The organism is Pseudomonas putida (assembly GCF_001636055.1).
In the GTDB taxonomy this organism is placed as follows: domain Bacteria; phylum Pseudomonadota; class Gammaproteobacteria; order Pseudomonadales; family Pseudomonadaceae; genus Aquipseudomonas; species Aquipseudomonas machongensis.
On record NZ_CP011789.1, the window covers coordinates 308,065 to 320,665 of the forward strand.

A 12,601-nucleotide genomic window follows, 5' to 3' on the forward strand; every position below is an offset into this window, starting at 1 on the left:
CCTGTGGAAGCGGGCTTGTCCCGCGATAGGGCCGGTACTGACCTACAACGATTTCTCGAAAATCTTCGAATTGCGCTGGTAGTTGTACAGCGAAGCCCGCGCCGCCGGCAGCCGTTCCACGCCACTGGGCTGGAATCCGCGCTCGCGGAACCAGTGCGCCGTACGCGTCGTCAGCACGAACAGGGTATTGAGGCCCAACTGCCGTGCACGGGTCTCGATACGCTCGAGCAGGTCATCACCCCGGCCCCCATGCCGGTATTCCGGATTCACCGCCAGGCACGCCAGCTCGCCCGCCTCGGACTCGGCAATCGGATACAACGCCGCACAGGCGATGATCATGCCGTCACGCTCCACCACACTGAACTGCTCGATTTCCCGCTCCAGCACCTCGCGCGAACGGCGCACGAGAATGCCCTGCTCTTCCAGTGGGCTGATCAGCTCGAGCAGGCCGCCGACATCCTCGATGGTCGCCTCGCGGACGATCTCGAACTGCTCCTGGGCTACCAGCGTGCCACCGCCGTCGCGGGTGAACAGCTCGGTGAGCAGCGCACCATCCTCGGCGTAGCTGACGATATGGCTGCGCGCTACCCCACCCTTGCAGGCCTCGGCGGCGGCATCGAGCAGCTCGCCCTGATAGTCGCTGCCCAGGCGTTGCAGGTGCGCCGGAACCTGCTGCGGCCGCAGCTCACGCACCAGCTTGCCTTTGTCGTCCAGCAGGCCCGGCTCGGCGCCGAACAACAGCAATTTGTCAGCGCCCAGTTCGATGGCGGCACGGGTGGCGACGTCTTCGCAGGCCAGGTTGAAGATCTCGCCGGTCGGCGAATAGCCCAGAGGCGACAACAGCACGATGGAGCGCTCGTCGAGCAGGCGGCTGATGCCCTTGCGATCGATGCGTCGTACCTCGCCGGTGTGGTGGTAGTCGACCCCCTCCAGCACGCCGATCGGCCGTGCAGTCACCAGGTTGCCGCAGGCCACACGCAGGCGCGAGCCCTGCATGGGCGATGCGGCGATATCCATCGACAGGCGCGCTTCGATGGCCAGGCGCAGGGCGCCGACGGCGTCGATCACGCACTCCAGGGTCGCGGCGTCGGTGATGCGCAGGCCGTGATGGTAATGCGGGGTCAGGCCGCGGGCAGCCAGCCGGCTTTCGATCTGCGGGCGCGAGCCGTGGACCAGTACCAGACGCACGCCCAGGCTGTGCAGCAGCACCAGGTCGTGGACGATATTGCCGAAGTTGGGGTGATCGACACCATCGCCGGGGAGCATGACCACGAAGGTGCAGTCGCGATGGGCATTGATGTACGGGGAGGCATGACGCAGCCAGTTGACGTATTCGGGCATGACAGGGCCTGTGGATAAGTGAACGAGACGGGTGAAGGCGCACAACGTTCGAAAGTCATCGTCGGAACAGGCTTGCGGTCACGCGCGGTCTCCTCTAGGCAGGAACGAATCAGGTCAGTGGACGTTTAGCTCAGGCAATAGTGCCGGACAAGATCACGCAATAGACGCACGGTAGGCTCGATTCGTGACATTTCAAGGTACTCGCCCGGCTGATGGGCGCAAGCGATGTCGCCGGGGCCGAGCACGATGGTCTGGCAACCCAGCTGTTGAAGATAAGGCGCTTCGGTGCCAAAGGCCACCGCTTCGGCACGATGGCCGGTCAGACGTTCGGCCAATTGCACCAGCTCGGCGTCGGCGTCCTGCTCGAACGGTGGCACCTCGGGGAACAGCGGCGCATAGTCGATGCGCACTTCATGGCGCTCGGCCACAGGTTTGAGCTTGGCCCGGATAGCCGCACGCAGTTGCTCCACGTCCATCCCTGGCAACGGGCGCAGGTCGAACTCCAGGGCGCACTGGCCACAGATGCGATTGGGGTTGTCGCCGCCGTGGATGCAGCCGAAGTTCATCGTCGGCGTGGGCACGGTGAATTGCGGATTGCGGTAGGTCTGCTGCCACTGCTGGCGCAGGCCCATGAGTTCGCCCATCACCGCGTGCATGGCCTCCAGGGCACTGTGGCCCAGGCTTGGATCCGACGAATGGCCGCTGCGCCCGAGAATATCGATGCGGTCCATGAGGATGCCCTTGTGCATGCGGATCGGCTTCAGCCCAGTGGGTTCGCCGATCACCGCCGCCCGGCCCAGCGGCTGTCCCGCTTCGGCCAGGGCGCGAGCGCCCGACATCGAGCTTTCTTCATCGCAGGTGGCGAGGATCAGCAGCGGTTGCTTGAAGTCGTGCTCCAGCAGCGGGATCACCGCCTCGATCACCAAGGCGAAGAAGCCCTTCATGTCGCAACTGCCCAGCCCTACCCAGCGGCCATCCACTTCGGTGAGCTTCAACGGGTCGCTGCTCCACAACTGTGGATCGAACGGCACCGTATCGCTGTGGCCGGCCAGCACCAGGCCGCCCGGGCCGGTACCGCGGCTGGCGAGCAGGTTGAACTTGCCTGGAGTGACCTCCTGGACCTCGCAACGGAAACCCAGATCGCCCAACCAGTTGGCGAGCAGGTCGATGACCTGGCGGTTGGACTGGTCCAGTGCGGCCTGGGTGCAGCTGACCGAGGGGGCGGCGATCAGGGCGACGAACTGGTCTTTGAGCGATGGCAACGGCATGCACGGACTCCTCGTAAAGCATGGCGGTCATCATAGCAATGCCGTCCCTTGGCAGGGCAACTCCTGTAGACTCTCCGGCAACCACGCCTTCCTTCGAGCCAGCGATGCACAAAGAAACCGAACTCAAGCTCCGCGCCAGCCGCGAGACCCTTGCCGCCCTGCGCGAGCACCCCTTGCTGAAGAAGCGCAACAAGTCCGGCTGGCAGACCCGCGAACTGCTCAACCAGTACTTCGACACCCCCGACCGCGAGCTCTCTGCAGCCCGCGTCGCCCTGCGCCTGCGCCGCGACGGCGAGGTCATCATCCAGACCCTCAAGTGCCGTGGGCAGAGCGTTGCCGGCCTGTCCGAACGCAACGAGTACGAGTGGTACCTGGACAAGGTCAAGCTGGACCTGAAGAAACTCGACGCCAGCTGCTGGCCCGAGCAATTGGCCGAGCTGGACAAGAAGACCATCAAGCCATTGTTCACCACCGATTTCACCCGCGAATACGCCGAGATCTCCTGGGGTCGCGGCAAGGCCAAGGTGGTGATCGAAGCCGCGCTCGACCAAGGCTTCGTCATTGCCGGCAAACGCAAGGAAGAAATCTGCGAGCTCGAGCTGGAGCTGCGTGAAGGCGCCCCCGAAGCCCTGCTGGAGCTGGCTGCCGAGCTCTCCGCCACGCTGGCCCTGATGCCCTGCGACATCAGCAAGGCCGAGCGCGGCTACCGCCTGCTCGAGCCAGATAGCTACGAGTTGAGCCTGCCACACACCGAGCTGGACGCCGAAATGGCCGTGGATGACGCCTACGCCGCGCTCGCCTGGCAACTGCTGGGCAGCAGCCAGCGCCTGGCAGAACAGTACCGTCATAACGGCCACTGGCGCCTGCTGCAGGAATGGGTGCAGTGCCTGGCAGAGCTGCGCGCCCTCACCAGCAGCCTGGGCCAGGCCGCGCCACGAGCTACCACCCGAGACCTGCGCGCCCGCCTCGACGCCCTGCTCGAAGACTGGCGCCCGCTGGTACAGGCCGGCAACGAGGACGAAGACATCCGCCGCGCCGCGCCCGAGCAGTTCGCCGAAGAGCTGGAAGACACCCGCTGGGGCCAGTTCTCCCTGGAAACCTCGCGCTGGCTGCTGGCGCGCGCCTGGACCGTGGAGCGCAAGGGCCGCGGCGAGCGCCAGGGCAAGGCGCAACTGGCCAGCTGGCTGCACCACCAGCTGGGTGAAGAAGGCCGCGCGCTGAAACTGCCGCTGTACACCCAGCGCCCAGAGGATCTGGGTGAGCAGTTGCCGCGCATCGAGCAGTTGCTGACCTGGCTGCACCACGCCCGCCAGGTGCTGGAAGTGCCGCAACTGGACCGCCTGTACGGCGATCTGAAGAAGCTGCACGAACTGGCCGAGCAGCCGCTGGCCGAAGAGCAGTCGGACGCGCTGTTCGAAGCCCGCATCGAGCAGGCTCGCGCCATCGACCAGAGCCGCGCCTGGAAACACCTGCTCAAGGTGTAATCGCGCGTCGGCTTCTTCGCAGGTAAATCGGGGCACCGACCCGGTTTACCTGCGAAGGCCTCACCTCGATAGCGGCAAGCAGGTAGTGGACTTGATCTCCGAGAGCGCCACGATCGAATTCACTTCCTGTATCCCCGGTACGTTCGACAGCTTCTCGAAGAAGAACCGCTCGTAGGCCTCGATGTCCGAGGTGACGATACGCAGCAGGAAGTCGACCGCCCCCATCAACACATAACACTCCAGTACTTCCGGAAAGCCGCGGATCGCCTCGGTGAACTCGGTAAAGTTCGAACGTCCGTGGGCGTTGAGTTTCACCTCGGCGAATATCTGCGTGTTCAGACCGACCTTCTTGCGGTCCAGCAAGGTGACCTGGGCGCGAATCACCCCTTCATCCTTCAGGCGCTGTATCCGACGCCAGCACGGCGACTGCGACAGCCCGACACGTTCGGCGATCTGCGCGCTGGACAGCGACGCATCCTCCTGCAGCAGTTCAAGGATGCGCCTGTCGTAGGCATCCAGCTCGCTTTGCATGATCAATTCTCCAAACGCCACAGATACGACGATTATTATTCGACTAACTACCAAACAAGGGGAATCATAGCGAAGAAATGCCGGTTTCGACCTGCGACAATTTCTCCACATCGAAGGAGACGCTCCATGAATGCACTCGAACGGCACCCCCCCCAGCCCCGTAGCGACGCCTGGGCCGCCAGCGCCCTGCATGGCGAGGTCCGCTACCGCCTCGACATCGAGGCCGAGCCGGACAGCCTGTGCCGGGTACTCAATCTCTTCGCCCTGCAGTTCCTCACGCCACACAGCGTGCAGGTGTGCCAGCGCGACGACCTGCTGGAGCTGGAGATCGGTATCGACGGCCTCAGCTGGCACCGCGCCGGGGTGATTGCGCAGAAGATGCGTAACCTGGTGTGTGTCGGCGAGGTCTTTCTGGAAAGCGTGCCGAAACTGTCTGAGGTAGCGGCGGGCTGACGTCTGCCCCGCAAGATTCGGAAACGCCTTCGCCAAGGCACTGCCCCGCTCTGCAGCTACCCTTGCCTGGGCCTCTCAGCAGCCTCGGCAAGGACGCCGCCATGCACAACCCTCACGATCACAGCCTCGACCTCAAACGCCTCCTCGACACGCTGCTCGCCGAACATCGCCTGGCCCCCGGCGATGCCCTGCGTGCACTCGAACACGCCGCCAGCCAGCCCGGCCACCCGCTCGAGGTCCTCGCCAGCCTGGCCCTGAGCGACTGCCTGCGCCCCGGTCATACCCTGGACCTCGACACCCTGTGCCAATGGCTCGCAGAAAGGGTCGGCCAACCCTTTCTGCGCCTGGACCCGTTGCAGGTCGATCTGGCTCGCGTCGCCGGCCTGATCTCGCCCGCTTTCGCCCAGCGCCACGGCATCCTCGCCGTGGCGCTGGATGCGACCGGCATTACCGTGGCCAGCGCACAGCCCTACCAACGCGAGTGGGAAGCCGACCTGAGCCGCAGCCTAGGCCAGCCGATTCGCCGGGTGCTGGCCAGCCCTGTGCAACTGCGCCAGCTCGGCGACACGTTCCAGCGCCTGTCGCGATCCGTGCAGGGCGCCCACCAGCAACAGCGCGCAAGCCTGGGCGAACTTGAGCAGCTCCTGGAGCTTGGTGGGCGCAGCACCGCCATCAGCGCCGATGATGCGCACATCGTGCATATCGTCGATTGGCTGCTGCAGTACGCCATTGAGCAGCGTGCCAGCGATATCCATCTCGAACCACACCACGACGAAGGTCGCTTGCGCTACCGCATCGACGGCCTGCTGCATACGGTCTACCAGTTTCCCGCGGGCGTGGTCCTGGCGCTGGTCAGCCGCCTCAAGCACCTCGGGCGAATGGATGTCGCCGAGAAGCGCCGTCCACAGGATGGACGCCTGAAAAGCCGCCTGCCCGGCAGCGCGCAGGTCGAGCTGCGTCTGTCGACCATGCCGACACCGTTCGGCGAAAAGCTGGTATTGCGCCTCTTCGATCCCGAACAACTGCACGAAGACCTGGAGCGCCTGGGGCTCGAAGGTGCCTTGCTGGAGCAGTGGCACGCGCTGTTGGCAAAGCGCCAGGGCATCATCCTGCTCACCGGCCCCACCGGCTCGGGCAAGACCAGCACGCTCTACGCCAGCCTGAAGCACCTGGCCACGCCAGAGGTCAACCTGTGCACCATCGAAGATCCGATCGAGCGCCTGGAGCCCGGCTTCAATCAGTTGCAAGTCCAGCCCGGCCTCGACCTCGGCTTTGCCAACGGCGTGCGCGCGCTGCTGCGCCAGGACCCGGACATCATCATGATCGGCGAGATACGCGACCGCGAAACCGCCCAGGTGGCGGTCCAGGCGGCGTTGACCGGACACCTGGTGCTATCGACCCTGCACACCAACGACGCTTGCAGCGCCATTACTCGCCTGCAGGAGCTGGGTGTGGCCGATTACCTGATAAAGGCCACGTTGATCGGCGTGATGGCCCAGCGTCTGGCACGCACCTTCTGCAGCGCCTGCAAGGGACGTCCCGGCACTCGTGAAACGGCATGTCGCCAGTGTCGCGGTACTGGTTACCAAGGGCGCACGGGGCTATTCGAACTGCTCGTGCTGGACAACGCCCTGCGAACTCGGATCGGCCCGGACAGCGACCTTGCCAGCCTGCGCCAGCAGGCTCTGGCCCAGGGCATGCGCGACCTGCGCCACTGCGGTGAAGACAGGGTGGCTCGGGGCATGACCAGCCTCGCGGAAGTCCTTCGGGTATGTGCCTGAGCGCCCGGCATACGCAGCGTGCAAAGGAACTTGCGGCCCGCGCGACGATCCAAACTCGCATCCCCCGCCCTCATCGTTCGAGGTAATTCACATGCGTTTCAAAACCGCCATTGCGGCTGCTGCCCTGCTGTCCCTGCCGATCGGCTCCGCCATGGCCGACGGCTTCTGGCGCAACGTCATTTCGTCCGGTGCGACCACCGGTTCGACCTACCTGACGTTCAAAGACCACAAACTGGTCGCGGCCGCCCAGGACGATGCCGGCAGCTTCGTGGCAAGCGAAGGTTCGATCCGCGGCCCGTACCTGGAGGCGGCGATGCGTCAGGTGCGCGCCGACAACCCTGGCGTCCAGGCCAGCGACATGGAACTGGCCAACGCGATCCTGGCCCGTAACCTCACCGCCCAGTAACCTGCATTCGACGCCCGCTGCGGGAGCGGGCTGCGCGAGCAGACCCGCGCAGCACCGCCTCCACAGCAGGCCCGGATTCAGCGATACGCGTCCACCGGCACGCAAGCACAGAACAGATTGCGATCGCCGTACACGTTGTCCACCCGATTCACCGCCGGCCAGTACTTGTGCAAGCGCACATGCGCACTGGGCGCGACCGCCTGCTCCAGGCTATAAGGCCGACTCCAGGGTGCCAGCACATCGGCCAGCGTGTGCGGCGCATGCTTGAGCGGGTTGTCCTCCGCTGGCCAATTCCCCTCCTGCACCAGGGCAATCTCGTCACGGATCGCCAGCATCGCCTCGACAAAGCGATCCAGTTCCGCCTTCGACTCACTCTCGGTCGGCTCGACCATCAGCGTGCCCGGCACCGGGAACGACATGGTCGGCGCGTGGAAGCCATAGTCCATCAGGCGCTTCGCCACGTCCTCCTCGGTGATCCCGGTCTGCGCCTTGAGCGGACGCAGGTCGAGGATGCATTCATGGGCCACGCGCTGGTTACGCCCGCGATAGAGCACCGGAAAGGCCCCCGCCAGGCGGTTGGCCAGGTAGTTGGCGCTGAGGATCGCCACCTCGCTGGCATCGGCGAGCTGTGGCCCCATCAGGGCGATGTACATCCAGCTGATCGGCAAGATACTGGCACTGCCCCAGGGCGCTGCGCTGACGGCGCTGTTGTTCGGGTCCAGGCCCGGTACCGGCACCACCGGGTGGCTGGCGACGAAAGGCTTCAGGTGGGCTCGTACCCCGATCGGCCCCATGCCCGGCCCACCACCGCCATGGGGGATGCAGAAGGTCTTGTGCAGGTTCATGTGCGAGACGTCGGCACCGATATCCGCCGGACGCGCCAGGCCCACCTGGGCGTTCAGGTTGGCGCCGTCCATGTACACCTGCCCGCCCTGTTGATGGACCACCTCGCAGATTTCGCGAATGCCCTCCTCGTACACCCCATGGGTCGAGGGGTAGGTGATCATCAGGCACGACAATCGATCCCCGGCTTGGCGCGCCTTGGCCTTGAGATCATCGAGGTCGACGTTGCCCGCCTCGTCGCAGTCGACGATCACCACCTCCATGCCCGCCATCTGCGCCGAGGCCGGGTTGGTGCCGTGGGCCGACGACGGAATCAGGCACAGGGTGCGCTGGGGTTGATGGCGGCTGCGGTGATAGCGGGTGATGGCCATCAGTCCGGCATATTCACCCTGGGCGCCGGAGTTGGGCTGCATGCAGATCGCATCGAAACCGGTGATCGCGCACAGCCAGCCCTCCAGCTCGTCGATCATCGCCTTGTAGCCCTGCACCTGTGCAGCCGGTGCGAAGGGATGCAGCAGGGCAAAGCCAGGCCAGGTGATGGGAATCATCTCGCTGGTGGCGTTGAGTTTCATGGTGCACGAGCCCAGCGGGATCATCGACTGGTTCAGCGCCAGGTCCTTGTTCTCCAGCTGCTTGAGGTAACGCAGCATCTCGGTTTCGCTGTGGTGCAGGTTGAATACCGGATGTTCGAGCAGCGGCGTGCGGCGCACCAGAGTGTCCGGCACTGCCGGGGGCAGGGGCTGCTGGTCGAGGGTCGCAACTTCCAGCCCGTGGTCGACACCGAGGAAGATGTCGAACAGTTTGAGCACCGTCGCTTCGTCACAGGTCTCGTCCAGGCTCACGCCCAAATGCCCCCGCCCTAGAATGCGCAGGTTGATGCGTGCTTCTTCGGCACTTTCGATGATCGCGGCCTGGGTGCCGCCAACGTCGAGGGTGAGGGTGTCGAAGAAGTGCTGATTGAGGCGCTTGATGCCCTTGGACTGCAGCCCGGCCGCCAGGATCTGGGTCAGGCGCTGCACACGCTGGGCAATGCGCCGCAGGCCTTCGGGGCCATGGTAGACGGCGTAGAAACCGGCGATATTGGCCAGCAGTACCTGGGCGGTACAGATGTTGGAATTGGCCTTCTCGCGGCGGATGTGTTGCTCGCGGGTCTGCAGGGCCATGCGCAGGGCGGTGTTGCCGCGGGCATCGCGGGACACGCCGATGATGCGTCCGGGCATCGCCCGCTTGTAGTCGTCACGACAGGCAAAGTACGCCGCATGAGGCCCGCCATAGCCCATCGGCACACCGAAGCGCTGGCTCGAGCCGAGCACTACGTCGGCCCCGGTTTCGCCAGGCGGCGTCAGCACCACCAGGCTCAACAGGTCGGCGGCAACGCAGGCCAGCGCCTGCTGGCCATGCAACTGCTCGATCAACGGCCGCAGGTCGCGGACCTCGCCATGGGTGTCGGGGTACTGCAGCAGCGCACCGAATACCTGATGCTTGCCCAGGTTCTCCAGCGAATCGACGATCAGCTCGAAGCCGAAACCTTCGGCACGGGTTCGCAAGACCGAGAGCGTCTGGGGGTGGCAGTGTTCGTCGGCGAAGAACGCATTGCTCTTGCTGCGTGCGACCCGCTTGGCCAAGGCCATGGCCTCGGCGGCGGCCGTCGCCTCATCGAGCAGCGAGGCGTTGGCCAGCGGCAGGCCGCTGAGGTCAATGATCATCTGCTGGAAATTGAGCAGCGCCTCGAGGCGGCCTTGGGCTATCTCCGGCTGATACGGTGTGTAGGCGGTGTACCAGCCGGGGTTTTCCAGCACGTTGCGCAGGATGACGGTTGGCGTGACGGTACCGTGATAGCCCATGCCGATCAGGCTGGTCCACACCTGGTTCTGCCCGGCGTATCCGGCCAGTCTGGCCAGGGCTGCCTGCTCGTCGAGGGCCGGGGGCAGGTCAAGCGGGCGACCGAAACGGATACCTGGCGGGACGGTCTGCTCGATCAGGGCATCGCGACTGGCGACCCCCAGGGCCGCGAGCATGGCGCTCTGTTCGCGGGCATCCGGGCCCAGATGACGCTGCAGAAAAGGGTTGGGTACTTGCAGTTGCAGCAGGGATGGCGACTGGGACATGGCGATCTTCTCTTCCTGGACCAGTTCTCGTGGAGACTTACAAGTCTAGGAAGGGATCGACGACAGTGCGGAAAAACTTGCGTACAGGGCTGCATTGCAGCCCTGTTCAGATCAGATCAACCCCCTACCCGGAAGCGATCCACTTCCTGGCGCAACTGCCCGGCCAGGCCCTCGAGCTCCTTGGCCGTGGCCGCCAGCTCATTGGCCACGTCGTGCTGCTCGCTGTTGGCCTGGGCGATGCTCTGCAGGTTACGGCTGAGCAGGTTCGCCGTGCTGCTCTGCTCCTGGGTCGCAGTGCTGATGGCGGTGAACTGCTCGCCCGCCGCGCGGCTCTGCTCGTCGATGCGCGCCAGTGCCTCGGCGACCTTTTCGTTGCGTTCCAGGCCTTCCTGCATCAGGCGATTGCCCTGCTCCAGGGTGCTGATCGCGTGCCCGGTCTGCTGCTGGATACTGGCGATCATTCCGGAAATTTCATCGGTGGCCTGGCGGGTTCGCGCGGCCAGGCCACGTACTTCGTCGGCAACCACGGCGAAGCCACGGCCCTGCTCGCCAGCGCGGGCCGCCTCGATGGCGGCGTTGAGCGCCAGCAGGTTGGTCTGCTCGGCAATCGCGGTGATGACCCCGACGATGCCGCCGATTTCCTGCGAACGCGCGCCCAGGCTGTCCATCACTGTGGCGGTGCCACCCAGCGCTTCGGCGATCTGCTTGAGCGAGACGGAGGCCTGGTCCATGGCGCTGCGGCCGATGCGCGTCTGCTGGGCATTGTCCTGGGCCATGCGCTCGGTGCCGGCCATGTTCTCGGCGATGTTCATCGAGGTGGCGCTGAACTCCTCGACGGCGCCAGCCATGCTGGTGATCTCGCCTGACTGCTGCTCCATGCCCTCGCAGGCACCGGACGAAAGCCCGGCCAGGGAGCGCGAGCGCGCGCTGACCTGCTCGGAAGCACTGCGAATGTGCTCGACCATGGTCGCCAGGGCATCCCCCATCTGGTTGAAGCTGCGCGCCAACTGGCCGATCTCGTCTTCGCTGGTCACCGCCAGGCGTGCACTGAGGTCACCCGCGCCCAGGGCTTCGGCCTGGCGCACCAGGTCGTCCAGTGGGCGAAGCTTGCGCCGCAGCAGCCAGAGCGTGGCGAGCACGGCCAGGACCATCGCCAGCAGGCTGCCGATCGCCAGGCGTAGGCCGACACTCCAGGTCACGTCGCGAATTTCCGCCTCGGGCATGCTCGCCACCACGGTCCACGGCCCCTCGGCAAAGGGCTCGACCACGCTGAACAGTTGCTGCTGGCCGTTGGTCCAGAAGCGGCCTTTGTCGCCCAGGCCGGCCACAGCGGCAACCGCAGCCTGCGCATCGGCCACGCCGGCAGGCGGCACCAGCCACTGCCCCTGGTTGTCGAGCAGCGCCAGCGAGCCGGTCTGGCCGATGCGGAAGCGCTTGAGATTGGCGAACTGAGCGTTCTGCGCATCGGTGTAGTCGAAACCGACGAACAGCACGGCGATCACCCGGCCGCTGGCATCGCTCACCGGCACGTAACGGGTCATGTAGTTACGGTCGAACAGCACCGCACGCCCTACATACATCTGCCCGGCGAGCAGCTTGCTGTAGGCCGGGTGCTGGCGGTCCAGCTGGGTGCCAATGGCCCGGCTCCCGTCCTGTTTCTTGAGGTTGGTGGTGATGCGCACGAAGTCGTCGCCGCTGCGCACGAACAGCGTCGCGATGCCGGCGGTCATCTGCTGGAATTCATCGACTACCCGAAAGTCGTTGTTCATCAGCTGATCGCCCAGGTACAGGGCAGGCGTGGCCTGGCCGGCCACCTGCACGGTCTCGCCGGCATGCAGCGACAGGCCCGAGGCGAAGCGGCGCTCGAACAGGCCACTCAGGCGCTGGGTGTTGTCCTTGAGCGAGCCGTGGAAGGTGTCGAGCTGGTCGGCCAGCAGCCGCGCTTCACTGGCCAGGTGTTGCTGGCGGGTGGCGAGGTTGGCGTCGTCCAGCGAGCGCAGGGCGAACAGGGTACTGCCGGTGATCACCAGCGCCAGCACGATGGCGAGGGCGACGCCGAGTTGCGAGGCAATCCGGGCACGGGGTCGAGACATGGCGAAGCTCCTGGCAAGAGGCCGGGATCATCCTGATCACGCTGACCACCCGCTTTATTATTGAACGGGAAATCGCGCCCTCTTCCGGGACGCTGGTGCTAGTAGATCGGCGTCGCGGAGGAATACTTGAGTGTCGGACCGGGAAATACGCAAACGTTTTCCACGCGATGTGATCGTGGCGTCTGCTTCGCGGGCAAGCCCGCTCCAGAGATAGCGCAGACCTTGTGGGGCGGCGGTTCGGCGCTCCGATTTACCCGCGAAAAAGACACCGCGCTGCCTGGCACGGGCTACGC

General features: G+C 65.3%; 9 protein-coding genes. 4 read left to right on the top strand and 5 right to left on the bottom strand.

Features of this window, described 5'->3' with window-relative positions:
* Nucleotides 1-42 precede the first annotated feature (42 nt).
* Both argA and argE read right to left on the bottom strand, forming a co-directional pair.
* Nucleotides 43-1,341: an amino-acid N-acetyltransferase gene (gene argA, locus AB688_RS01360; RefSeq protein WP_063541744.1), complete on the bottom strand. Its 1,299-nt coding sequence runs from the start codon at nucleotides 1,339-1,341 to the stop codon at nucleotides 43-45.
* A gap of 125 nt (nucleotides 1,342-1,466) precedes the next feature.
* Nucleotides 1,467-2,609 carry an acetylornithine deacetylase gene (gene argE, locus AB688_RS01365; protein WP_063541746.1) on the bottom strand — a complete coding sequence of 381 codons (1,143 nt, stop codon included), beginning with the start codon at nucleotides 2,607-2,609 and terminating at the stop codon, nucleotides 1,467-1,469.
* Between the two features lie 104 nt (nucleotides 2,610-2,713).
* Between argE and AB688_RS01370 the strand changes: the two genes are divergently transcribed.
* Nucleotides 2,714-4,093 carry an inorganic triphosphatase gene (locus AB688_RS01370; protein ID WP_063541748.1) on the top strand — a complete coding sequence of 460 codons (1,380 nt, stop codon included), beginning with the start codon at nucleotides 2,714-2,716 and terminating at the stop codon, nucleotides 4,091-4,093.
* Between the two features lie 60 nt (nucleotides 4,094-4,153).
* On the opposite strand, the gene AB688_RS01375 is transcribed toward AB688_RS01370, so the two are convergent.
* Complete coding sequence (locus AB688_RS01375; RefSeq protein ID WP_063541750.1) at nucleotides 4,154-4,624, bottom strand: Lrp/AsnC family transcriptional regulator; 471 nt, start codon at nucleotides 4,622-4,624, stop codon at nucleotides 4,154-4,156.
* A 126-nt stretch (nucleotides 4,625-4,750) separates the two neighbouring features.
* On the opposite strand from AB688_RS01375, the gene AB688_RS01380 reads away from it, so the two are divergent.
* From AB688_RS01380 to AB688_RS01390, 3 genes are all read left to right on the top strand, one after another.
* Complete coding sequence (locus AB688_RS01380) at nucleotides 4,751-5,077, top strand: hypothetical protein (protein ID WP_063541752.1); 327 nt, start codon at nucleotides 4,751-4,753, stop codon at nucleotides 5,075-5,077.
* Between the two features lie 101 nt (nucleotides 5,078-5,178).
* The gene (locus tag AB688_RS01385; RefSeq protein ID WP_063541754.1) at nucleotides 5,179-6,858 is read left to right on the top strand and encodes a GspE/PulE family protein; all 1,680 of its coding nucleotides are present in this window, start codon (nucleotides 5,179-5,181) and stop codon (nucleotides 6,856-6,858) included.
* 91 nt (nucleotides 6,859-6,949) lie between these two features.
* Nucleotides 6,950-7,264: a DUF2388 domain-containing protein gene (locus AB688_RS01390; protein ID WP_054894995.1), complete on the top strand. Its 315-nt coding sequence runs from the start codon at nucleotides 6,950-6,952 to the stop codon at nucleotides 7,262-7,264.
* A 77-nt stretch (nucleotides 7,265-7,341) separates the two neighbouring features.
* Here AB688_RS01390 and gcvP read toward each other — a convergent pair whose 3' ends face one another.
* Together gcvP and AB688_RS01400 are read right to left on the bottom strand one after the other, a co-directional pair.
* Nucleotides 7,342-10,215 (bottom strand): aminomethyl-transferring glycine dehydrogenase, encoded by a 2,874-nt coding sequence (gene gcvP, locus AB688_RS01395; protein ID WP_063541756.1) that lies wholly within the window; start codon nucleotides 10,213-10,215, stop codon nucleotides 7,342-7,344.
* Nucleotides 10,216-10,331: 116 nt separating this feature from the next.
* Nucleotides 10,332-12,308: a methyl-accepting chemotaxis protein gene (locus AB688_RS01400; RefSeq protein ID WP_063541758.1), complete on the bottom strand. Its 1,977-nt coding sequence runs from the start codon at nucleotides 12,306-12,308 to the stop codon at nucleotides 10,332-10,334.
* Nucleotides 12,309-12,601 lie beyond the last annotated feature (293 nt).

Coding starts and splice junctions, on each gene's coding strand:
- AB688_RS01400 (WP_063541758.1), bottom strand. CDS start 12,308: ATGTCTCGACCCCGTGCCCGGATTGCCTCGCAACTCGGCGTCGCCCTC.
- gcvP (WP_063541756.1), bottom strand. CDS start 10,215: ATGTCCCAGTCGCCATCCCTGCTGCAACTGCAAGTACCCAACCCTTTT.
- argE (WP_063541746.1), bottom strand. CDS start 2,609: ATGCCGTTGCCATCGCTCAAAGACCAGTTCGTCGCCCTGATCGCCGCC.
- AB688_RS01375 (WP_063541750.1), bottom strand. CDS start 4,624: ATGCAAAGCGAGCTGGATGCCTACGACAGGCGCATCCTTGAACTGCTG.
- AB688_RS01385 (WP_063541754.1), top strand. CDS start 5,179: ATGCACAACCCTCACGATCACAGCCTCGACCTCAAACGCCTCCTCGAC.
- argA (WP_063541744.1), bottom strand. CDS start 1,341: ATGCCCGAATACGTCAACTGGCTGCGTCATGCCTCCCCGTACATCAAT.
- AB688_RS01380 (WP_063541752.1), top strand. CDS start 4,751: ATGAATGCACTCGAACGGCACCCCCCCCAGCCCCGTAGCGACGCCTGG.
- AB688_RS01390 (WP_054894995.1), top strand. CDS start 6,950: ATGCGTTTCAAAACCGCCATTGCGGCTGCTGCCCTGCTGTCCCTGCCG.
- AB688_RS01370 (WP_063541748.1), top strand. CDS start 2,714: ATGCACAAAGAAACCGAACTCAAGCTCCGCGCCAGCCGCGAGACCCTT.